Here is a 21,089-nt window from a genome sequence, read left to right as displayed (position 1 = left end):
GGAAAAAGCCAGCCAAGTCGAGAACAGATACCGCAAGGATACCGAATATGAGCTTTAACGTGACCGTGCAACCCAGTGGCCGGACATTCATCGCCGAGGCGGATGAACCGCTGCTGGCGGCCGCCATTCGCCAGGGCATCGGCCTGCCCTACGGCTGCAAGGACGGCGCCTGCGGCTCCTGCAAGTCCAAAAAACTGGAAGGCAGCGTCCTTCACGGCGCGCACCAGGTCAAAGCCATGTCACCCGAGGAAGAGGCGAACGGCTTCATCCTGACCTGCAGCGCCAGGGCGACGAGCGACGTCGTGCTCGAATCACGCCACGTCACGGATGAAAGCGCTTTCCCGGTCAAGAAAATGCCGGTGCGCATCAACAGCCTGGCCAAGGCCTCGCACGACGTGATGGTGGTGCGCCTGCAATTGCCGGCCAGCGATGTTTTCAAGTACCACGCCGGCCAGTATGTGGAGTTTTTGCTGCGCGACGGCGACCGCCGCGCGTATTCAATGGGTAATGCCCCGCACACCCAGGCCGACAACCCGGGCGTCGAGCTGCACATCCGCCACATGCCGGGCGGCAAGTTCACCGAGCACGTGTTCGGCCCCATGAAAGAAAAGGAAATCCTGCGCATCGAGGGTCCTTTCGGCAGCTTTTACCTGCGCGAAGACAGCGACAAACCCATGGTGCTGCTGGCCTCGGGCACGGGCTTTGCGCCCATCAAGGCGCTGATCGAGCATCTGCAACACAAGGGCATCACGCGCCCGGCCGTGCTGTACTGGGGTGGCCGCCGCCCGGCCGATTTGTACATGGACGAGTGGGTCAAGGCCAGGACCGCGGAAATGCCGAATTTGCGCTACGTGCCGGTGATTTCCAATGCCCTGCCCGAGGACAACTGGACCGGCCGGACCGGCTTTGTCCACCAGGCCGTGCTGGATGATTTTTCCGACCTTTCCGGTCATCAGGTGTATGCCTGCGGCGCGCCCATCGTCGTGGATTCGGCCCAGGCCGCCTACACGGCTGCGGGCCTGCCGGACGACGAGTTTTATGCCGACTCCTTTGTGACCGAAAAAGAAAAAGCCCAGGCTACCGTACCCGCCGAAACCTGAACGGCGCACGCACCCGACAAACAAGAAGAATAAAAGAAGAAGAAAAAGAAACGCCCCGGCTGATTCGTCAGCCGGGGCTTTTTTGTGGGAATGCACCCCGGCTCATGAAAAGCCGGATTCGCTGCAAGCCGGCGAGACCCGATTATTTGCAACAATACGAAGCATGAACATTCGACCCGTTTCCCTCCTCACTTCCCTGCCCGGCAAATGCCTGGGTGCCCTTTTCATTGCCGGCATGGCACTGTCAGCCCCTCTGGCGCACGCCCAGCCCAAGGTCATGCGCATCATCGTGCCGTATGCACCCGGTGGCCCGATCGACGTGACGGCCCGCCTGATGGCCGAACGCGTCAAGGACACGCTGGGCCCGGTCATCATTGAGAACAAACCCGGCGGCGGCGGCAACATCGGTGTCGACGCCATCGCCAAGGCGCAACCCGACGGCATGACGATCGGCATTTCCGCCGTTGCCACCCACGCCATCAACCCCTGGCTTTACAGCAGGATGCCGTACAACGCGGCGACCGACTTCGCGCCCATCACACAGCTGGTGCGCGTGCCCAATGTGCTGGTGATCAACGCCGATTCTGCTCGGCGCCTGAACATCAACTCGCTGGGCGACCTGATCAAATACGCCAAGGCCAACCCGGCCAAGCTCAATTACGCCAGCGGCGGCAACGGCAGCGCCGGGCACCTTGCCGGCGAAATGTTCAAGGCACAGGCCGGCATCTTCGCGCTGCACATCCCCTACAACGGCGGCAACCCGGCGCAACTGGCGCTGCTGAGCGGCCAGGTGGACTACAACTTTGACAACCTGGCCACGGCATCCGCCAACATCAAGGCCGGCAAGCTCAAGGCGCTGGCGGTCACTACAGCCAAACGCAGCGCCATGCTGCCCGATGTGCCTGCCGTGGCCGAGACGCTCAAGGGTTTTGAGATCGACACCTGGTGGGGACTGGTGGCGCCCGCAGGCACACCGAAAGACGTGATCACCAAACTCAACCAGGCATTCGTCGCCGCGCTGAATTCACCCGAAGCCAAAACCCGCTTTGCCACACTGATGGCCGAACCTGTGGGCAACACACCCGAGCAGTTCGGCGCCTTCATGAAAAGCGAAATGGCGAAGTATGAAAAAGTGGTGAAGGCCTCAGGCGCCAAAGTGGATTGAAATAGGTCCACCCCCTTCCAGGCTCACTGCGTGTAGCCTGTTCCCCCCTCAGGGGGCGGCGCCTGGGGCCGGCGAAGCCGAAAAATTGGCACACCCCTATCGGGCTCACTGCGTGTAGCCCTTTTCCCCTTGCAGGGGACGGTGCCTGCGGCCCGGCAAAGCCGGTTCCGCGGCACCCACTGGTGAATACCTCCGCCGATAGTGCCCAAAGAATTCTTAAACCCAGCACGAGCCCCGGAACCGGCTTTGCCGGGCCGTAGGGCGGGCGGCCCCCTCGGGGGGCAGGGAGCTACACGCAGTGAGCGACCGTGGGGGCTCCATCACCACCGTGGGGGCTCACCTGGTCACGCGATCCCCATAGCGAATGCTCTTCAGGGAACCGCCCTCAAACAGCAGCATGGTCATGAACTGCCCGTAACCTGGGTTGTAAGTCCACTCTTCGACCTGCTGGCAGGTGTTGACCGTTACGTTGGTGGTGGTGCTGGTGGTGGAACCTGCGGTATTTGGTGTCACAACGGTCGCGCTGGACACGGTGTCAGGCGTGGCTTTGCAAAAAGTGTCCTTCATGACAGGTTCGCCGCATTTTTGCAGGATCGTGCCTTTGGAATTGCCGATCTGCGCCAGGTCGCCCTTGCAGCGCAGTGACTGGGCCGAAGCGCCGGTGAAAAAGGATGAGGCCAGGAAGGCGAACATCACGACAGCAGTGCGGACAACATACTGGTTCATTTTGGCTTCCCCAAGGTTCAACAAGAGTGCGCGTGGTGCGCACTCTTCGAACTTTATGCGCAAATATTTGGCGCCGCAAGGCATTTATGCCCTGCGCCGGTTGGTCAGATTTACGGGATAACGTGCGTCCCGCGGCGCCTGCCGGCGCGCGGGCGCTCACTTATTCGCCGAGGTAAGCGGCCCTGACGCGCGGATCGTTCAGCAGCGCTTTCGCGTCGCCGTTCATGGTGACGTTGCCCGACTCCATGACGTAGCCACGGTTGGCAATGCCAAGTGCGCGGCTGGCGTTCTGCTCGACCAGCAGCACCGTCACGCCGCGGGCTGAAACGTCCTTGACCACTTCGAAGATCTTGTCGACCATGATGGGCGAAAGGCCCATGGAGGGCTCGTCCAGCAGCAGCACCTTGGGGCGGCTCATCAATGCGCGGCCCATGGCCAGCATCTGCTGTTCACCGCCCGACATGGTGCCGGCCAGCTGGTCCTTGCGTTCACGCAGACGGGGAAACAGCACAAACATCTTTTCCATGTCTTCGGCGATGCCCGCCTTGTCGCTACGGATGTAGGCGCCCATCTGCAGGTTTTCGGTGATGGTCATGCGGGTGAAGACGCCGCGGCCTTCCGGCACCATGGCCAGGCCCTCTTTCACCAGGTCCCAGGCGCCGCGGCCCTTGATACTCTTGCCCAGATATTCAATGTCGCCGCCCAGCATCGGCAGCGTGCCGGTGATGGCTTTCATGGTGGTGGTCTTGCCGGCCCCGTTGGAGCCAATCAGGGTGACCAGTTCGCCGTCGTTGACTTCGAAGTCAACGCCCTTGACCGCCTGGATGCCGCCGTAAGCGACCTTCAGGCCGGTCACTTTAAGGAGTGTGTTTGCCATGTTCTTGCTTTCCTTCAATGACCTGTGCCCAGATAGGCGGTGATCACTTTTTCGTCTTTTTGTACGTCCGCGGGCGCGCCTTCGGCAATCTGCTTGCCGTAATCGAGCACGGTGACGCGGTCGCACAGGCCCATGACCAGCTTCACGTCGTGTTCGATCAGCAGGATGGTGCGGTTGTCCTTGCGGATGCGGTCGATCAGCTCGCGCAGCTGCACTTTTTCGGTCGCGTTCATGCCGGCGGCCGGCTCGTCGAGCGCGATCAGCTGCGGGTCGGTGGCCAGGGCCCGGGCAATTTCCAGGCGGCGCTGGTCACCGTAGCTCAGGGTGCGGGCCTTGAAGTCGGCGTATTTGCCGATGCCGACATAGTCGAGCAACTCCTGCGAGCGCTTGGCAATGGCGGCTTCTTCGTGCTTGAAACCAGGAGTGCGCAGCACGGCGCCGATCAGGCCCGAATTGGTACGGATATGACGGCCGACCATGACGTTTTCGAGGGCGGTCATGTCGGCAAACAGGCGGATGTTCTGGAAGGTCCGGGCAATGCCGGCCTTGGCCACTTCGTGCACCGCCGTCGGCTTGTAGGGCTTGCCGGCGAGCTCGAAGGTGCCGCTGTCGGGTGTGTAAAGGCCCGTCAACACATTGAAGAAGGTGGTTTTACCGGCGCCGTTGGGGCCGATCAGGCCATACACCTGGCCACGCTCGATATGGATGCCGACATCGGAAAGAGCCTGCAAACCGCCGAAGCGCTTGGAGACACCCGAGACTTTAAGAATGGTTTCGCTCATGTCCATTCTCCTTAGGGGTTGATTGACTGGATAGGGTCCGGGCCGACGGGCTTGTTCAGCGACTTGCCGTGCTCGGAAGCGGGCCACAGGCCGCGCGGACGCATCAGCATGACGCTGATCATGGCCAGCGCGATCAGCAGCTGGCGCAGGATGGCGGAGTCAAGCCGGCCGTCGGTCATGGCTTGCAGCGGGCCGGCCACATGGCGCAGCACTTCTGGCAGCGCGGCCAGCAGCAAGGCACCCAGAATGACGCCGGGCAAATGGCCGATGCCGCCCAGCACCACCATGGCGACGATCATGACCGACTCCATCAGGCTGAAGGATTCGGGAGACACAAAACCCTGGAAGGCGGCAAACATGGAACCCGACACGCCGCCGAAAGTGGCGCCCATGCCGAAGGCCAGCAGCTTCAGGTTGCGAGTGTTGATGCCCATGGCCTTGGCGGCGATTTCGTCTTCACGGATCGCCATCCAGGCGCGGCCGATGCGGGAATTTTCCAGGCGGTGGCAAACCACAACCGAGACGATCACCAGCACCAGGAAGAGGTAGTAATACATCGACACCGAGTTGACCTCAAAGCCGAAAAACTCATGCGGCTTGCCCAGATCGAACCCGAAGAACTTCATCGAGTCGATCTGGTTGATGCCCTTGGGACCGTTGGTGAGGTTGATGGGGCGGTCCAGGTTGTTCAGGAACACGCGGATGATTTCACCGAAACCCAGCGTGACGATGGCGAGGTAATCGCCGCGCAGCTTGAGGGTCGGGGCGCCCAGCACCACGCCGAAGAATCCGGCGAGGGCCGCTGCGGCCGGGATGATCGCCCAGATCGGCAAATGCAGCCCGTTCGGAAACTGCGCCGCAATCCAGGGAAAGGCGTCGGCCAGGTGCGGCGAGCCGAGCAGCGCGAACAGGTAGGCGCCGACCGCGAAGAACGCGACATACCCCAGGTCCAGCAGGCCGGCGTAGCCGACCACGATGTTCAGGCCCAGGGCCAGCAGCACATACAGCAGCGCCATGTCGACAATGCGCACCCAGGCGTTGCCGCCCTGCTGCAGGATCAGGGGCAGCACCAGCAGTGCCGCCGCGACGATCAGGAAGGTAATGAGTTTTTTCGATTTGACAGAATTCATGATTGTTCTCCTTGTGTACCGGATGGACGCGGCGTCACGCCCGGTCCGCTACACGCTCACCCAGCAAGCCCGAAGGCCGCAGCGTGAGCACAAAAATCAGCACGATGAAAGCAAAAATGTCGGAGTACTGGCTGCCCAGCACGCCGCCCGTCAGCGGGCCGATGTAGCCGGCGCCGATGGATTCGATCAGGCCCAGCAAAATGCCGCCAAGCACCGCGCCGCCCAGGTTGCCGATGCCGCCGAACACAGCCGCCGTGAAGGCCTTCAGGCCGGGCAGGAAGCCCATGGTGTGCTGCACCGTGCCGTAGTTGGAGGCGTACATGACGCCAGCCAGCGCGGCGAGGATGGCGCCGATGATGAAGGTGGCCGAGATGACGGTGTCGGGGCGCACGCCCATGAGCGCCGCGACGCGGGGATTTTCAGCGGTGGCACGCATGGCGCGGCCCAGCTTGGTGTAATGCACCAGCCACATCAGTACGGAAAGGGAGACAACGGTTGCGCCCAGGATGAAGAGCTGGGTCACGGTGATGACAGCACCGCCGACCTGGAAGGGCTCGGAAGGCAACAGCGTGGGATAGGGCTTGTAGTTGGGCTTCCAGATGATCATGGCCAGGGTCTGCAGCAATAGCGACATGCCGATGGCGGTGATCAGCGGGGCCAGTTTGGGGGAGTTTCGCAAGGGCCGGTAGGCGATTTTCTCAATCGCGAAATTGAGGGCGCCGCACACCACAAAGGCGATCAACAGCGAAATCAGCAAAATAATCCAGCCCGGCGTGCCCGGCATGGAATCCTGCATCAGACCAATGATGGTCCAGCTGGTCAAAGCCCCCACCATCAGCACTTCGCCGTGTGCGAAGTTAATCAGGTTAATGATGCCGTACACCATGGTGTAGCCCAAGGCGATCAAGGCATACATGCTGCCCAGCACCAGACCATTGATGATCTGCTGTAGCAATATTTCCATAACTCACTCTCCGTCCGTTTGATGAAATCGCCAACTCCGCCTGGCGGCCACCATCCACCGGGATCGCCGGTGACTGGCTTGAGTTAACAAAAAGCCCGCCTATCAAAGCCGGATGGCTGGTGAAGTTGGCGAGCTAATCCGCAAATTGTAGCCAAGCGTCTCTAGCGAGAATCGAGCCAGCGGTGCGGTTTTCGCGGGGTTTACCCTTGAGAAAGTGAAATTTTCGGGTCGAATTCACCTTTATCAGCGGCTTTTGTTTTTTATCAGTTTTTCTTATTGTTCTTAATTTTCAACTCATTTAACTTATCCGCTATGCGTATCTCCAGTCCTCTGTTGACGGGGCGATAGAAACCTGGAGGTGACATGCCTTCCGGAAAATAATTCTCACCCGCGGCAAAGCCGTCTTCCTCGTCATGGGCGTAACGGTAGTTTTTGCCGTAATCGAGCTGTTTCATGAGCTTTGTTGGTGCATTGCGCAAATGCAGGGGCACCGGGCGGGTGCCGTCCTTGCTGATGAAAGCCTTGGCTTCGTTGAAGGCCTTGTAGACCGCATTGGACTTGGGCGCGACCGCCAGATAGATGACGCACTGGGCCAGCGCCAGCTCGCCCTCAGGGGAGCCGAGGCGTTCGTAGACTTCCGCAGCATCCAGCGCCATGCGCAAGGCACGCGGGTCGGCCAGCCCGATGTCTTCGCTGGCCATGCGCACCAGCCGGCGCGCCATGTAGCGCGGTTCGGCGCCGCCGTCGAGCATGCGCATGAACCAGTAGAGCGCGGCATCGGGGTCGGAACCGCGCACCGACTTGTGCAGCGCCGAGATGGTGTCGTAGAACTGTTCGCCGCCCTTGTCGTAGCGCCGCATCCGCTCGCCCAGTACCTTGAGCAGCCAGACGTCGCCGACGTCGGTCACTTTTTCGGCCTTGGCCGCCACGCTGAGGGACTCGAGCGTGTTCAAGAGGCGGCGGGCGTCGCCGTCGGCATAGGCAACCAGCCTGTCAACGGCTTCATTTGCTATTGTTTCGATAGCTGGTAGCGCATGCTCAGCAAGCACCTTGGCCACTATTTGCTTGAGATCTGCCTCCTCCAGCGGCTGCAACACATACACCACGGCGCGTGAAAGCAAGGCCGAATTCACCTCGAACGAAGGGTTTTCGGTGGTGGCACCGATGAAGGTGAAAAGGCCGCTTTCCACATGCGGCAAAAAAGCGTCCTGCTGGCTTTTGTTGAAGCGGTGCACCTCATCGACGAACACAATCGTGCGCTTGCCGCCCTGCCCCTGCCAGACAGACGCCTGCTCGACTGCCTCCCGGATGTCCTTGACGCCGCCCAGCACGGCGGAGATGGTGATGAAGTGAGCATCAAAACTGCTCGCCATGAGCCGCGCGATGGTGGTCTTGCCGACGCCGGGCGGTCCCCAGAGGATGCAGCTGTGCGGCTGGCCTGATTCAAATGCGATGCGCAGCGGCATGCTTTCGCCCAGCAGATGCTGCTGGCCGATGACCTCGCCCAGCGACTGGGGGCGCAAGCGTTCTGCTAGAGGTTGGCTCTTCGTTGGCATAAGGGATACATGTGCGGCATCTAGTTAGCGCAAGGGGTTCTTTAGTGTCTGGTCAGCGCTGCCTGGGGGCCGCAAACAGCTTGCGGTTGCGCACACCGATAATCACTACTGGCTCATCAATTCATCAAAAACTGCGGTAAATCCTTATGAAACTCAATATTGGTTGCGGTCACAACAAGTTTGCCGGATATGTCAACGTGGACGCATTTCAGGAATGCAACCCGGATGTAGTTTTTAACGTAGAAGTCACTCCGTGGATGTGGGACGACAGTTCAGTCGATGCCGTCATTTTTAATCATTCTCTTGAGCACATGGGCCAGCAATCCAGTGTTTTTCTGGGCATCATGAAAGAACTCTATCGCGTATGCAAAAACAGTGCTGTCATTGAAGTTAACGTACCCCATCCCAGGCACGACAATTTCATCAGCGATCCTACGCACGTGCGAATCATCACCCCCGCCCTGTTTGCACTGTTCGATAAAAAAAACAATGACGAGTGGAAATTGAAGGGCTTCCCCAACTCACCCTTTGCCCATTATCTGGGGGTAGATTTTGTGACCACTGATGTGGAAGTAGTGATCGCCGATCCTTATAGCCAGATGTTTTCGGACGGGAAGCTTTCAGGCGAAGAGCTGGAAATCATGGCGCGCGAAAAAAACAACATCCTCTCGGAATACAGAATCAAACTGTCAGTGAGAAAGCCAGAAAACCGGGTTTGATGACCACCATGAATCCGGGAATTGAAACCGGCATGGGAAAACCACCGCAGGCGGTTACTGGCGAATCAGGTCCGCCCCAGCCGGCGTCTTGAACTGGAAGCTCGCAGGGCCAAGTGCAGGGTTAATCTCGAACTGACTGAAGGTCATCACTGACTTCTGGCCGAAGCTGTCAAGGATTTCCAGCATGGCGAGTTCGCTGCCCTTCCCGGTCGGTTTAAAACCGACGCTAATGCTCTGCAACTGGCCGTCTTTGGTTTTGGGTTTGGCCTGTATCCACTGCAAACCATCTCTGTCAGGCAAGGAAGCCAGGTTGAAATCGGCTTGCAGGCCCTTGAGGTCAGCAGCAGCGGCGATCACGGCGGCCGGGGTTCCGTTGAGTACCTGGGCGAGCTTGCGCGAGGTGACCTGGTTCAGGTCTGCGTCATAGAGCCACAGGGTCTGGCCGTCGGCCACGATGGTTTGCTCAAAAGGTTTTTTATAGACAAAGCGGAAACGGTTGGGCCGTGAAAACTCAAACGTACCGTTCGACGTCTTGCTGCGTGCAGCCTGGCCGTCCTTGCCGGGCGCAGTCACCACCTGGGAGAACTCGGCGCGGCCGCTGCTGACGGTCTTCACGAAAGTTTCGAGGCTTTCCAGGCCGTCGGCCCATACGGAATGGGCGCAAGCAGCTATCAAAATAGTAGCAAAATATTTCTTCATGATCGTCACTCCGCCCGTGAGGGCACCAGGATTTCGCGCTGGCCGCTGCCGCTCATGGCGCTGACCAGCCCGGCTTTTTCCATGTCTTCGACCAGCCGCGCCGCGCGGTTGTAGCCGATCTTGAGATGACGCTGCACCAGTGAAATGCTGGCTTTGCGGTTTTTCAGCACGACTTCCACGGCCTGGTCGTACATCGGGTCTTTTTCACCGCCGCCGTTGCCGCCACTGCCGCCATCACCCAGCAGGTCGCCGTCCTCGCCATCGACCGTGCCGCCTTCCAGAACGCCATCGATGTAATTGGGTTCGCCCTGCAGCTTGAGGTAGGCCACCACGCGGTGTACTTCATCATCGCTCACAAACGCACCATGCACCCGAATTGGAAAGCCTGTACCACTCGGCATGTAAAGCATGTCACCCATTCCTAACAATGCCTCAGCGCCCATCTGGTCAAGGATGGTCCGGCTGTCGATCTTGCTGCTGACCTGGAAAGACAGGCGGGTCGGGATATTGGCCTTGATCAGGCCGGTAATCACATCCACACTTGGCCTCTGGGTAGCCAGCACCAGGTGGATGCCGGCGGCCCGGGCTTTTTGCGCCAGGCGGGCAATCAGTTCCTCAATCTTCTTGCCCACCACCATCATCAGGTCGGCCAGCTCGTCGATCACCACCACGATGTAAGGCAGGCGTTCCAGCGGCTCGGGCTGCTCCGGCGTGAGGCTGAAGGGGTTGTAGATAAATTCGCCCTTGGCCTTGGCCTCGTCGAGTTTGGCGTTGTAACCGGCCAGGTTGCGCACGCCCAGCTTGCTCATGAGCTTGTAGCGCTTTTCCATTTCGGCCACACACCAGTTCAGGCCGTGGGCGGCCTGGCGCATGTCGGTGACCACCGGCGCCAGTAAATGCGGAATGCCTTCATAGACACTCATCTCCAGCATCTTGGGGTCGATCAGCAGCAGCCGCACGTCACGTGCATCGGCCTTGTAGAGCAAGCTCAGGATCATGGCGTTGATGCCGACCGACTTGCCCGAGCCGGTGGTACCGGCCACCAGGCAATGCGGCATCTTGGCAAGATCAGCCACCACCGCAGCGCCGCTGATGTCCTTGCCCAGACCGATCGTGAGCATGGACTTGGCTTCGTTGTAGACCTGCGATCCCAGAATTTCACTGAGCTTGATGGACTGGCGCTTGGCGTTGGGCAGCTCCAGCGCCATGTAGTTTTTGCCGGGAATGGTTTCGATCACGCGAATGGAAACGAGGCTGAGGGCGCGCGCCAGATCCTTGGCCAGGTTGACAACCTGCGAACCCTTCACGCCCGTGGCGGGTTCGATCTCATAACGTGTGATGACGGGGCCGGGAGCGGCGGCCACGACACGCACCTCGACGCCGAAATCTTTCAGCTTTTTCTCGATCAGGCGCGAGGTCATTTCCAGCGTCTCGGGCGCCACGGTTTCCTGGCGCGTCAGCGCACCGTCCAGCAGATCAACCTGCGGGAGCTTGGAGTCGGGCATTTCACTGAAGAGCGGCTTTTGCCGTTCTTTTGCCACGCGCTCGCTTTTGGGAATGTCCACAAGCACGGGCTCGATCAGGACCGGCACCGGGTGGTGCTCTTCAATCTCGATGCGCTCGTCTATCAAGGTCTCTTCGCGCTCGCGCGCAGCCAGCTTGCCGAAGGCGAGGTCTTCGGCGATTTCGCGCTTTTCGCGCCGGGAATCAATCAGGTTGTCAATCCAGGCGCCGACACGCAGGGCCACATGCGCCCAGGAAAAGCCGAACACGGCGGACACGGCAATCACGCCGAGCGCAATGAAAACCAGGCCCGAACCAGCAAAGCCCAGCCATTTCTCACCCTGCGTTCCAGCCAGGTAACCCAGCACGCCGCCAGCGTGGCCGGGCAACCTGAACTCAAAACGATACAGCCGGGACCATTCCAGCGCCGCGCTGGCCAGTAAAAGCAGGAGCAGGCTCAGCCAGAACCGGATCCGGCCGGCGGAGTGGGATGAATCGGCAGCAAGGGGTTCGCCGCGAAGCCAGCGCGCCAATGAAGACAGCCAGACCTGTGCGCCTGCCGCCAATGCCCACCAGACGGAAAAGCCCAGCAGGAAATAGCTCGCATCTGCCAGCCATGCGCCCAGGCGGCCACCCCAATTGCGGGCCGCAGCTTGGGCGCCGCCCAGGACGTCCGCGGTACCGGATGTTGACCAGGCAGCGTCTTGCGATGAATAGCTGAGCAATGCCGCGAGCCAGAAAATCAGGCCGAGCAGACCCAGAATCAGGCTGACTTCATGGGCAAAGCGTTTGATGCCGCTGGGCGCGCCCGCGGCTGGGGAATTTCTGGAGTTCAGGGTGTCGAGTGAGTAAGTCATGGCCCGGCTAGTACTGCGAGCCGGAAGTAGCGAGACAAAATGAAAGGGATGGATTCGTGCCCAGAGCAAGGCGCGAGCCGCAGCGAAGGCTATTTGCCTTCGCAAGGCTTGCAACGCCGCCATGGGTACGAAGACGCGCTTTCATGTTTCGATATTTCCGGGTTGCAGTACCAAGCTTACCGCAGTTGGCTAAGGGCTTTGAGGGGCGCCAGAGACGCCAAACCGTACGGCAGGGGTCTGCCAGGGCCCTATCCCAGCGTATGAAGACGCTCTTTCACCAAAAGCGAGCCATCGTCGCGGGTTTCGATGAATCCGCGCTCTTCAAGATCCTTCATCACCCGGCTGACCATTTCGCGCGAAGCGCCGACCATCTTGGCCAGATCCTGCCTTGAAACCTTGTCGCGGATCACGGCATTTCCGCTGCCGTCTTCATTGGCGAATTCGAGCAACGCCCTGGCCACACGGCCATACACATCCATCAGGGCCAGCGATTCGATCTGGCGGTCTGCATGGCGCAGTCGCTGGACCAGCCCCTTCAGCACGGCATAGGCCATGGAGCTGTTTTCCGGAAGGCAACGCGCAAACTCCAGGCGGCCCAGGATCAGGGCATCGGTCTGGATCTCGGCGCGCACCGTGGCGGAGTGAGGTTCGTTGTCGATCAGGCTCATTTCACCCACATAGTCGCCGGGGTGCATGGTGGCCAGAATGACCTCGCGGCCACGGGAATCCGTGGTGATGACGCGTGCGCGGCCGGTCAGGATGATGGAAAGGGCGTTGGATTTTTTGCCCTGTTCCACGATAGGCTCGCCGCGCTTGAACCGGCGCTTGACCACGGTATCGGCGACCGATGCAGCCTGGCTGGCAGTCAACACGGAAAAAAGAGGGACCCGGCGAATCAATTCCAGGTTAGACACCATCGTCGTCATAGCAGATATCTCCCAACCTCACATCCGACGGCTAGTCGCGTGAGTTCTTACAATGGCACGCAATCTCATAAGAAATCAAATGCCTGAAAAGTACCAGCAGCTGTTTTTACTTGACGCTGCACTTATGCGGCATGACTCTACATGAGTTCTTACACTTTCCCAATCAGTTTTTCATCATGAAACATTCCAGAGTCCTCATCCTCGGTTCAGGGCCTGCGGGTTACACCGCAGCCGTCTACGCAGCGCGCGCCAATCTCAACCCGGTATTGATCACCGGCATTGCGCAAGGCGGCCAGCTCATGACCACCACCGAGGTCGACAACTGGCCCGCCGACGTGCATGGCGTGCAGGGGCCCGACCTGATGCAGCGCTTCCAGGAGCACGCCGAGCGCTTCAAGACCGAGATTATTTTTGACCACATCAACAAGGTCGACTTCAGCAAACGCCCCTTTACCCTGACGGGCGACAGTGGGACTTACACCTGCGACTCGCTGATCATCGCCACCGGTGCCTCCGCCAAATACCTGGGCCTGGAGTCGGAGACGGCATTCATGGGCCGCGGCGTTTCCGGCTGCGCCACCTGTGACGGCTTCTTCTACCGCGGAGAAGAGGTCTGCGTGGTGGGTGGCGGCAACACCGCCGTCGAAGAGGCACTGTATTTATCCAACATCGCCAGCAAAGTCACGCTGGTACACCGCCGCGACAAATTCAAGGCCGAAGCCATCCTGATCGACAAACTGCACGAAAAAGTGGCCGCGGGCAAGATCGAGCTCAAACTGCACCACACGCTGGAGCAGGTGCTCGGTGACGCTTCAGGGGTGACCGGCGTCCGTCTGAAGAGCACAAACAGCGATGCCTCGCAGGACATCACCCTCAAAGGCTGTTTTATCGCGATCGGCCACCAGCCGAACACAGACATCTTTGCAGGGCAGCTGGAAATGAAAGACGGCTACATCATCACCAAAACCGGCCTGCAGGGCTTTGCCACCATGACCAGCGTTCCGGGCGTCTTCGCTGCCGGCGATGTGCAGGACCATATTTACCGCCAGGCAATTACCAGCGCCGGAACAGGCTGCATGGCGGCGCTGGATGCCCAGCGCTTCCTGGAACAAGGCTCCTGAAAACCAGAGGAAGCGCTGACTTCCTCTTTTTGTCTCTTTTTTCCAGTTCTTTTGCCACCCTGCCGAGGCTCTCAATCGGCAGAATTGGACCAAATCAGTTTTCAGGCTATAATCTATGGCTTAGCTGAGCATTTGCAGGTCTGTCTCGTGCAGATTTACCCTTTGCCAGCATCCGATTTCTAATTTTTTACGGAGAGTGCTCATGGCACGCGTCTGTCAGGTAACGGGCAAAGGCCCGATGGTGGGAAACAATGTTTCTCACGCAAACAACAAAACCAAGCGCCGGTTCATGCCTAATCTGCAGTACCGCCGCTTCTGGGTCGAAAGCGAAAACCGCTGGGTGCGCCTGCGCATCACCAGCGCCGGTCTGCGCTTGATCGACAAAAAAGGCATCGACGCGGTCCTGGTGGACCTTCGTGCCCGCGGTGAAGTCTAAGGAGAAGCATCATGGCTAAAGGCGCACGCGAAAAAATCAAGCTGGAATCGACTGCCGGCACGGGTCATTTCTATACGACCACCAAAAACAAGAAAACCACGCCCGACAAGATGCTGATCATGAAATTTGATCCCAAGGCACGCAAGCACGTGGAATACAAAGAAATCAAGCTGAAATAAATAGTTACGAGTCCGTGCCTAGTTAAAAACTAACCGCTCGGTCGGCACATCCAGATAAAGGACACCTCGGTGTCCTTTATTTTTTGGGATTTAGAAAACAAAACTCCCATCAAGTAAGCAGGTTGCTACGCGGCTTGTTTGAATCCTGTCGAAATCTGGTCCACATAAGCCTAGCTGTGGTTTAAGTCTTACCACCAAGGCGGCACATCACGCACAGCGCCACAACGCAATCATCTGGCAAGCCAAATCCGCAACCAACTCAGGCTAACTCCAAGAGCAGAGTCATCGACGGAACTTTATAGACTATTTTCCAAATAGGGCCAGAAGGTTATGACGCCGGTTGCCGCTGCTGCGCAAGCCGCAATTAACACGCCGCCGGCGGCAAGATCCTTTGCGCATTTGACTGCCAACGAATATTGTGGCGACATAACATCGCAGAGCGACTCCACTGCAGTGTTCATGGCCTCTGCCATCCAAACCATGGTCATCGCACCAATCAGCCAGCGCCAGTCGCCGGCGTCCACTCGGCACCAACCGGCCAGCCCCGTCACTAGTATTGTGGCGATGAGATGCAGCCATGCGTTGTGCTGTGTTTTAAGCATCAAGGCAATCCCCTCGAAGGCATAACCAAAGCTCTTGAGGCGTGCGACCAGAGTGAATCGTTGCGCCGCGCGGGCATGAGGGACTTCTTTCATTTCCCATCCTTCCTGTTTACCAAGCGCCAAGCCTGGGCAACACATGAACGTCGAACGGTGCACACCCGCATAACCTGCAACCCATACAAGCAGCCCCATACCGTGGCCATCAAAATACAGCAACCCATCACAGCGCGCCGGCCGGCTCTAGCGTCACACAGGTGCGCCCAGCAAGCGGAATCTGCAAGCACACATTTCCCATGCCATCAGCCAGAACCTGCGTCAGGCATGCGCCTGTGACCCGATAAGGTGCCAACGGACGCAAGCCCGACACGCCCAAGCTCTTAATGCCATCACCGGCTCCGCCGTACAGCACCGCTTGCAAAGAGCTGCTTACAGCATCGGAGTGCGCAGCTGCAACCAGCACATCGGGATAGGACAGGGGTTCCAATCTGGGACCTTTTGATGGAAGCGGGTTACTGATCAGGTTTCGAAAGCTGTCGCGCCCTCCCGAGTGCGCCATCAGCTCGACACCATGCGCCCATACCGAGGCCTTATTCCTGTGGGCGACCCCGTGACTGAGAGTAGTTGGACACTCGTACTCCAGGGCATCCATGCAGTTTTGATACACACACTCATCGCCCAACTCTGCCGCCGCCAAGGCCGTCGCTGCGTAAGCACTCCCTCTTGAGAAACCATAGTTTCCCGTATCGATGGGCCAGAATTCACTGCGTCGAAGTCGCTCATGACTATCGAACATCTGACGTCTCAACAACAGCCATTGGCGACGCGCCAGGTCAGGTTCCAGCGCATTCAAAAAGTAGCAGGGCATCGCCAGGGGCATTGCGCCGCCAATGGCGGGCAAGGCCAATCCCATGTACGTAGAACGGCATGGCACGTAGCGACCCATGCCATCCAGAAACTCCGCGTCCAGATGCCGGCGAAACTCTGGCGCGTGACCGGCCCATTTCATCTGACCGTACTGCGCATCGTGGGCACGCAATGCCGCGGCTCCCATTGTGTTGCACAGGGGATAGACCCAGTTGGGCTCGCAGGCCATCAAATAGAAGGGTGAACGTTCGTATTCTTTTTCCAAACTGGACAGCAAGGACTCAAAACTGTGTTCGTAGCGTTTTCCGTTCGGATGCACCAGCGTAAAGGCACCTTTTTTCGAAAACTCCTGACTTCCTGTGCTGGCCTGGAACAAGGCCATCTGCAGCGCCACGAAGCCCGTGTACATGATGTTTTCACGGGCAGCAGGGTCGGAGTTCCACCGCAAGTTTCCCCATAGATTTTCCAGCGACCAGTAGGCCCATGCGCGATGCTGTGTCTGCTTGTTCAGCAACCTGCTTTGCGCGTCGCTCATGTACCCGCCTAACGCAGGCGTGAAGCGTGCCTGCGTCAAGGCAATGCCATAAGCCAGAAAGTTGACTTGATACCGAAGCGCCGCCGTCTGAAATTGATCGCGTTGCTCGAATCCCGAAAATTCATCGAAAGGTTGCAGAGCCCGATCGAGTGCGAACCTCAGACGACGCAGATGCGCCAAAGACATTTCCGGTTTTTGCCTTGATGATTGGGCTGTGAAGATCGTGTCCAATCGAGCCATTTGTCGGATCAAGTAGTCGTTATCGATGCGCCTTTGCCGGCCTGAAAACATAAACCAGGCCAGCATCGACAGGCAGCCCGCCGCAGCAGACAGCGCGAGCACGCAGTACACATTAAGAACCACACCTGGCTGAATTGCACCATGGCTCATGCTCGCGGCCCAAAACGCCGAACCGAGCCAAACAAGCGGAGGCAGCAACACATTGCCCGTGCCAAACCAGACCAACAGCGCAAACGCCAAGGCACCAACCGAGCACAGCCAGGCGGCTATATGACCTATGCCACGGCCTGTGCAGATATCGGCGTGCGCCAGAAATCCGCCGCCCGGCACCATCAACCCCAAGCCGAAAATCTGCAAGCCATCCTGATGCCCGAAAAGCAGCAAAGTCGAGCCGCCCGCAACGAGCAGCAGATACAGTTTTAAAAGTCGGACAGTCTTTCTTGTCGTTACCGGACCGAAAATTCGTGTGTATGGCGGAAGAGCAGCGACGCTACGGATTGAACTCACAGACCGACCTTTCTTCGAAATGAAAACACCAGGTTGATGCACTCGGCTTTCGATAGGTGCAGTCTGATACGCGCCTGTGAGGTCTTGATGAACTGTATGAAGTAGGTGTGAAGTCGACCGCCAGACGATCAATTACGCTGCATCGACCCAATAGCCCGTTTTGAGTTGCGGGTGTGTGAATCTGCATCAAGGGTGCGCCGCTGTTTCCGCGATTCTTGCCTCGAGTATTGGCAAACAGCCGGTTTCCTGGAGGAAGAACCTCAAGCACTACGACCTGCCGTTGGCAGCGTTTGGCTCGTCAGTGGGCGCGACCACCAGCTGTCGAATGTGGGGACAGCGCTTTCACCTCGAGAGTGTGTCAGGTTCAGCGCAATTCACGTGAGAAGGCTCTTCTGTGTGCAGAAGATGACGAATCTCGAACGCCCTGATCAGTGCGCTGGTAGCGACCCTACCATTACCAAATCTTGGGGCGCTCGATCATGGAACTCGTACCTTGCGCCGAACAATAAAAAACCGCTCCTGGATTTCTCCGGAAGCGGCCTTAAAGTTTCGACCGGGTGACCAGGTCGGATATGTAGCGTCAGGTCAGGTGCGGGCAGCCCGCAGCTTCATCGAGAATTCGCGCAAGGCGGCGATACCGCTTTCCTCAGCACGGTGGCACCAGGCCTGCAGGTCCGCAGCCAGCTGCTCACGGGAAGCGGAAGTGGTCAGCCACATCTGGCGCAGTTCTTCCCGCATGGTGACCATCTTGTCCAGCACGGGGTGTTCGGCGCGGGCCTGCGCCAGCTGGGGTTTGGCGGCGGCCGGCACCTTGTCGTCATCGCGGTGCAGCCAGCGATTGGCTGCGCGCAACACGGACACGTCGGCTTTCTTGGCCTTCAGCACTTCGAGTTCCGCCCTGCCGGCGCGGCGCAGTTCGCGCGCGAAACCCGCCATGACTTCGTAGCGATGGGCGATCAGGGCTTCCAGGGTTTTTTCATCTGCCACAGGCTGGATGGAACCCAGCTGGAGCTTGGGCGGGACCTTCTTGACGGAGGCCAGGCCTACTTTTTCCATGGCACGGATATACACCCAGCCGATGTCGAATTCGTAGGGCTTGACCGAGAACTTGGCCGATGTCGGGTAGGTGTGATGGTTGTTGTGCAGCTCTTCGCCGCCAATCATGATGCCCCAGGGCGAAATGTTGGTGCTGGCATCAGGCGCCTCAAAATTGCGATAGCCCCAATAGTGGCCAATGCCGTTGATGATGCCGGCCGCCGTCACGGGGATCCAGGCCATTTGCACGGCCCAGACAGCCAGGCCTGCAGCACCGAAGAGCGCCAGGTCGATGATCATCATCAGGCCCACGCCCTGCCAGCTATAGCGGGTGTAGACGTTGCGCTCAATCCAGTCATTGGGCGTGCCGTGGCCGAACTTGGCCATGGTTTCCTTGTTTTTGCTTTCGGCGCGGTACAACTCGGCGCCTTCCCAGAAAACCTTCTTGATGCCGTAAGCCTGCGGGCTGTGCGGATCTTCAGAGGTTTCGCACTTGGCGTGGTGCTTGCGGTGAATGGACACCCACTCCTTGGTGACCTGGCCCGTACCCAGCCAGAGCCAGAGGCGGAAAAAATGCGAAGGAATCGCGTGCAGGTCCATGGCGCGGTGCGCCTGGTGACGGTGCAAGTAGATGGTGACGCTGGCAATGGTGATATGGGTGGTCACCAGCGTGTACAACACGATTTGCCACCAGCTGGCGGCAAGCAACCCATTGGCAAGCCAGTCGAGGGCCGCATCAAACAAGATCATAAAAATCCTTTAAACAATCTGAAGCAGTCGCCCATCCAGATGTGTCTCCAGGCGCTGCAAAAAATAACCACTTATTGTAAGGCGATCCCCCACAAATACCAAGTCACTTTCAGCACAGGATCCAAGGTCAAAACAGTGCGAAAAATCACGAATGAATATGTAACTTCGGCCTATCTGTCGTCTTTTGTCGCCAAAAATATCACGACTTTTGCCATACAGCTGCGAAAAACCCGTCCGTCTGATGCAGGTAAGGCCAGAGCCGAAGATAGGGTCCGCGGCAGAGCTTTTCCGCGTGTTCCACCCCCAGATGAGTCAACAAGGGCCCTGTTTCAAGGACGTTGAACTCTTTATTCGCCTCACTGAAGGCTTCAGCGATGGCTTCGTTTTCTTCACGCAAAACGCTGCAGGTCGCGTAAACCAGGCGTCCGCCGGGCTTTAGAAGCCGCGCAGCGCTCTGCAAAATGGCAGCTTGCTTGGCCCTGAGCTCTTCAATCGCCTTGGGCGTCTGCCGCCATTTGAGGTCAGGATTGCGCCGCAGGGTGCCCAAGCCCGAGCACGGGGCGTCCACCAGGACCCGGTCTATCTTGCCAGCCAGACGCTTGATCCGGTCGTCACGCTCATGGGCAATGGCCACCGGATGAACATTGGAAAGGCCGCTGCGCGCCAGCCGCGGCTTGAGCGCATCCAGCCGGTGCCCCGACGTATCAAACGCATAAAGGCGCCCGGTATTGCGCATGGAAGCCCCCAGGGCCAGGGTCTTGCCACCTGCCCCGGCACAGAAGTCGACCACCATCTCACCGCGCTTGGCATCGACCAGCAGGGCCAGCAGCTGCGAGCCTTCATCCTGCACTTCAATGGCGCCACGCGTAAAGGCATCCAGTTTGCCCAGCTGGGGCTTGCCGTCGGCAATGCGCAGGCCCCAGGGCGAATACGGTGTTGCTACGGTTTTGATAGCTGCTTTCGCAAGCTCCTTCTGGACTTCAGCCCGTTTGTCCTTGAGCGTGTTGACGCGCAAATCAAGTCCGGCCGGTGCGTTCAGGCTCTCGACCAGCGGCCAGAAATCATCACCCAGCTGCTCTTTCAACGGATCAACCAGCCACTGCGGGAGGTTGTGGCGATGCAGCTCCATCAGGTCCGATGGTTTGACCTGGTCGCAACGCGCCAGCCAGTCTTTTTCCTGGTCGGTCAGCGCACCCATAAGAAAGTCGCGGTCCGCTGCGAAACCAAGAATCGCAAGACGCCGCTCCGGCGCGCCGCTGCCATGCTGGGCCAGATAGGTATAAAGATTTTTCTTGCGCAGAACACCGTAAATCGTTTCCGCCACGGTGGCGCGTTCACGCGGGCCGAGGCGATAGTCGCGGAAATAGCGCGACACCACCATGTCGGCGGGATGATCAAATTTGAGGACCTGCTTGAGAAGCTCGGAACAACTGTCGAGTAAGGCTTTAGGATGCATAGCCTCCATTGTCCCACCGAGCCACCGCGCAATATTTTTAAACCCTGATCCCTCATGCCAGAAGCCACCGCACACGCATTGCCTCCCCTGATAGAAACCCCGCCCGGTCTGTACCGCCACTACAAAGGCATGCTGTATGAGGTAGTCGGCACCGTGCGCCACAGCGAAAGCCTGGAGCCCATGACTCTGTACCGCGCGCTCTACGGCGAAAAAGGGCTATGGGTGCGGCCTGCTGGCATGTTCAATGAAGAGGTCGTGATCGACGGGGTGAAACAACCGCGATTTGCCCGGCAACCTGGTTAAGCACCGCATCCCCAATAAAAGAAACGGCGGCCGCCGCGCCGGGCCGCCCCAAGCAAG

20 protein-coding genes are annotated in these 21,089 nt (G+C 58.9%); 7 read left to right on the top strand and 13 right to left on the bottom strand.

Annotated elements, in window-relative coordinates:
- Positions 1-47 precede the first annotated feature (47 nt).
- Positions 48-1,100 carry a CDP-6-deoxy-delta-3,4-glucoseen reductase gene (locus AC1DY9_RS07455; protein WP_477666181.1) on the top strand — a complete coding sequence of 351 codons (1,053 nt, stop codon included), beginning with the start codon at positions 48-50 and terminating at the stop codon, positions 1,098-1,100.
- 163 nt (positions 1,101-1,263) lie between these two features.
- Positions 1,264-2,265: a Bug family tripartite tricarboxylate transporter substrate binding protein gene (locus tag AC1DY9_RS07450; protein WP_457279482.1), complete on the top strand. Its 1,002-nt coding sequence runs from the start codon at positions 1,264-1,266 to the stop codon at positions 2,263-2,265.
- Between the two features lie 336 nt (positions 2,266-2,601).
- Here the strand turns inward: AC1DY9_RS07450 and AC1DY9_RS07445 are convergent, their stop codons facing one another.
- The 6 genes from AC1DY9_RS07445 to AC1DY9_RS07420 form a co-directional block, all read right to left on the bottom strand.
- On the bottom strand, positions 2,602-2,991 hold the full coding sequence (locus tag AC1DY9_RS07445; protein WP_457279483.1) for a DUF2845 domain-containing protein: 390 nt from the start codon (positions 2,989-2,991) through the stop codon (positions 2,602-2,604).
- Positions 2,992-3,151: 160 nt separating this feature from the next.
- Positions 3,152-3,868 carry an ABC transporter ATP-binding protein gene (locus AC1DY9_RS07440; protein WP_457279484.1) on the bottom strand — a complete coding sequence of 239 codons (717 nt, stop codon included), beginning with the start codon at positions 3,866-3,868 and terminating at the stop codon, positions 3,152-3,154.
- 14 nt (positions 3,869-3,882) lie between these two features.
- On the bottom strand, positions 3,883-4,650 hold the full coding sequence (locus AC1DY9_RS07435; RefSeq protein ID WP_457279485.1) for an ABC transporter ATP-binding protein: 768 nt from the start codon (positions 4,648-4,650) through the stop codon (positions 3,883-3,885).
- An 11-nt stretch (positions 4,651-4,661) separates the two neighbouring features.
- On the bottom strand, positions 4,662-5,780 hold the full coding sequence (locus AC1DY9_RS07430) for an ABC transporter permease subunit (protein WP_457279486.1): 1,119 nt from the start codon (positions 5,778-5,780) through the stop codon (positions 4,662-4,664).
- Between the two features lie 34 nt (positions 5,781-5,814).
- Positions 5,815-6,744 (bottom strand): branched-chain amino acid ABC transporter permease, encoded by a 930-nt coding sequence (locus AC1DY9_RS07425; RefSeq protein ID WP_457279487.1) that lies wholly within the window; start codon positions 6,742-6,744, stop codon positions 5,815-5,817.
- Positions 6,745-7,007: 263 nt separating this feature from the next.
- Positions 7,008-8,300, bottom strand: coding sequence for a replication-associated recombination protein A (locus AC1DY9_RS07420; protein ID WP_457279488.1), 1,293 nt, complete (start codon positions 8,298-8,300; stop codon positions 7,008-7,010).
- A 146-nt stretch (positions 8,301-8,446) separates the two neighbouring features.
- Between AC1DY9_RS07420 and AC1DY9_RS07415 the strand changes: the two genes are divergently transcribed.
- Positions 8,447-9,019: a class I SAM-dependent methyltransferase gene (locus tag AC1DY9_RS07415; RefSeq protein WP_457279489.1), complete on the top strand. Its 573-nt coding sequence runs from the start codon at positions 8,447-8,449 to the stop codon at positions 9,017-9,019.
- A gap of 54 nt (positions 9,020-9,073) precedes the next feature.
- Here the strand turns inward: AC1DY9_RS07415 and lolA are convergent, their stop codons facing one another.
- The 3 genes from lolA to AC1DY9_RS07400 form a co-directional block, all read right to left on the bottom strand.
- On the bottom strand, positions 9,074-9,718 hold the full coding sequence (lolA, locus tag AC1DY9_RS07410; protein WP_477666180.1) for an outer membrane lipoprotein periplasmic chaperone LolA: 645 nt from the start codon (positions 9,716-9,718) through the stop codon (positions 9,074-9,076).
- Positions 9,719-9,723: 5 nt separating this feature from the next.
- Positions 9,724-12,078, bottom strand: a complete 2,355-nt coding sequence (locus tag AC1DY9_RS07405) for a DNA translocase FtsK (protein WP_457279491.1) — start codon at positions 12,076-12,078, stop codon at positions 9,724-9,726.
- Positions 12,079-12,326: 248 nt separating this feature from the next.
- A complete protein-coding gene (locus AC1DY9_RS07400) occupies positions 12,327-13,004 on the bottom strand; it encodes a Crp/Fnr family transcriptional regulator (protein ID WP_431097946.1) in 678 nt (225 codons plus the stop codon).
- Between the two features lie 176 nt (positions 13,005-13,180).
- Between AC1DY9_RS07400 and trxB the strand changes: the two genes are divergently transcribed.
- From trxB to rpmG, 3 genes are all read left to right on the top strand, one after another.
- Positions 13,181-14,125, top strand: coding sequence for a thioredoxin-disulfide reductase (trxB, locus tag AC1DY9_RS07395; RefSeq protein ID WP_477666179.1), 945 nt, complete (start codon positions 13,181-13,183; stop codon positions 14,123-14,125).
- 202 nt (positions 14,126-14,327) lie between these two features.
- The gene (rpmB, locus tag AC1DY9_RS07390) at positions 14,328-14,561 is read left to right on the top strand and encodes a 50S ribosomal protein L28 (protein ID WP_293403299.1); all 234 of its coding nucleotides are present in this window, start codon (positions 14,328-14,330) and stop codon (positions 14,559-14,561) included.
- Between the two features lie 11 nt (positions 14,562-14,572).
- A complete protein-coding gene (rpmG, locus tag AC1DY9_RS07385; RefSeq protein ID WP_007863188.1) occupies positions 14,573-14,740 on the top strand; it encodes a 50S ribosomal protein L33 in 168 nt (55 codons plus the stop codon).
- A gap of 296 nt (positions 14,741-15,036) precedes the next feature.
- Here the strand turns inward: rpmG and AC1DY9_RS07380 are convergent, their stop codons facing one another.
- The 4 genes from AC1DY9_RS07380 to AC1DY9_RS07365 all read right to left on the bottom strand — a co-directional run bounded on the left by AC1DY9_RS07380 (position 15,037) and on the right by AC1DY9_RS07365 (position 20,729).
- Positions 15,037-15,435, bottom strand: coding sequence for a diacylglycerol kinase family protein (locus tag AC1DY9_RS07380; RefSeq protein WP_477666178.1), 399 nt, complete (start codon positions 15,433-15,435; stop codon positions 15,037-15,039).
- A gap of 127 nt (positions 15,436-15,562) precedes the next feature.
- The gene (locus AC1DY9_RS07375) at positions 15,563-17,488 is read right to left on the bottom strand and encodes a linalool dehydratase/isomerase domain-containing protein (RefSeq protein ID WP_477666177.1); all 1,926 of its coding nucleotides are present in this window, start codon (positions 17,486-17,488) and stop codon (positions 15,563-15,565) included.
- 585 nt (positions 17,489-18,073) lie between these two features.
- Entirely contained in the window at positions 18,074-19,273 is a 1,200-nt protein-coding gene (locus AC1DY9_RS07370; protein WP_457279495.1) for a DesA family fatty acid desaturase, read from the bottom strand.
- Positions 19,274-19,472: 199 nt separating this feature from the next.
- Positions 19,473-20,729, bottom strand: a complete 1,257-nt coding sequence (locus AC1DY9_RS07365) for an RsmB/NOP family class I SAM-dependent RNA methyltransferase (protein ID WP_477666176.1) — start codon at positions 20,727-20,729, stop codon at positions 19,473-19,475.
- Between the two features lie 54 nt (positions 20,730-20,783).
- Here AC1DY9_RS07365 and AC1DY9_RS07360 point away from each other — a divergent pair, with 54 nt between their 5' ends.
- On the top strand, positions 20,784-21,032 hold the full coding sequence (locus AC1DY9_RS07360) for a DUF1653 domain-containing protein (RefSeq protein ID WP_457279497.1): 249 nt from the start codon (positions 20,784-20,786) through the stop codon (positions 21,030-21,032).
- The last annotated feature ends 57 nt before the right edge of the window (positions 21,033-21,089 follow it).

Source organism: Polaromonas sp. P1_F6 (assembly GCF_056405695.1).
This window is presented reverse-complemented; position numbering and strand designations above follow the sequence as displayed.

Coding starts and splice junctions, on each gene's coding strand:
- AC1DY9_RS07455 (WP_477666181.1), top strand. CDS start 48: ATGAGCTTTAACGTGACCGTGCAACCCAGTGGCCGGACATTCATCGCC.
- AC1DY9_RS07450 (WP_457279482.1), top strand. CDS start 1,264: ATGAACATTCGACCCGTTTCCCTCCTCACTTCCCTGCCCGGCAAATGC.
- AC1DY9_RS07445 (WP_457279483.1), bottom strand. CDS start 2,991: ATGAACCAGTATGTTGTCCGCACTGCTGTCGTGATGTTCGCCTTCCTG.
- AC1DY9_RS07440 (WP_457279484.1), bottom strand. CDS start 3,868: ATGGCAAACACACTCCTTAAAGTGACCGGCCTGAAGGTCGCTTACGGC.
- AC1DY9_RS07435 (WP_457279485.1), bottom strand. CDS start 4,650: ATGAGCGAAACCATTCTTAAAGTCTCGGGTGTCTCCAAGCGCTTCGGC.
- AC1DY9_RS07430 (WP_457279486.1), bottom strand. CDS start 5,780: ATGAATTCTGTCAAATCGAAAAAACTCATTACCTTCCTGATCGTCGCG.
- AC1DY9_RS07425 (WP_457279487.1), bottom strand. CDS start 6,744: ATGGAAATATTGCTACAGCAGATCATCAATGGTCTGGTGCTGGGCAGC.
- AC1DY9_RS07420 (WP_457279488.1), bottom strand. CDS start 8,300: ATGCCAACGAAGAGCCAACCTCTAGCAGAACGCTTGCGCCCCCAGTCG.
- AC1DY9_RS07415 (WP_457279489.1), top strand. CDS start 8,447: ATGAAACTCAATATTGGTTGCGGTCACAACAAGTTTGCCGGATATGTC.
- lolA (WP_477666180.1), bottom strand. CDS start 9,718: ATGAAGAAATATTTTGCTACTATTTTGATAGCTGCTTGCGCCCATTCC.
- AC1DY9_RS07405 (WP_457279491.1), bottom strand. CDS start 12,078: ATGACTTACTCACTCGACACCCTGAACTCCAGAAATTCCCCAGCCGCG.
- AC1DY9_RS07400 (WP_431097946.1), bottom strand. CDS start 13,004: ATGACGACGATGGTGTCTAACCTGGAATTGATTCGCCGGGTCCCTCTT.
- trxB (WP_477666179.1), top strand. CDS start 13,181: ATGAAACATTCCAGAGTCCTCATCCTCGGTTCAGGGCCTGCGGGTTAC.
- rpmB (WP_293403299.1), top strand. CDS start 14,328: ATGGCACGCGTCTGTCAGGTAACGGGCAAAGGCCCGATGGTGGGAAAC.
- rpmG (WP_007863188.1), top strand. CDS start 14,573: ATGGCTAAAGGCGCACGCGAAAAAATCAAGCTGGAATCGACTGCCGGC.
- AC1DY9_RS07380 (WP_477666178.1), bottom strand. CDS start 15,435: ATGAAAGAAGTCCCTCATGCCCGCGCGGCGCAACGATTCACTCTGGTC.
- AC1DY9_RS07370 (WP_457279495.1), bottom strand. CDS start 19,273: ATGATCTTGTTTGATGCGGCCCTCGACTGGCTTGCCAATGGGTTGCTT.
- AC1DY9_RS07365 (WP_477666176.1), bottom strand. CDS start 20,729: ATGCATCCTAAAGCCTTACTCGACAGTTGTTCCGAGCTTCTCAAGCAG.
- AC1DY9_RS07360 (WP_457279497.1), top strand. CDS start 20,784: ATGCCAGAAGCCACCGCACACGCATTGCCTCCCCTGATAGAAACCCCG.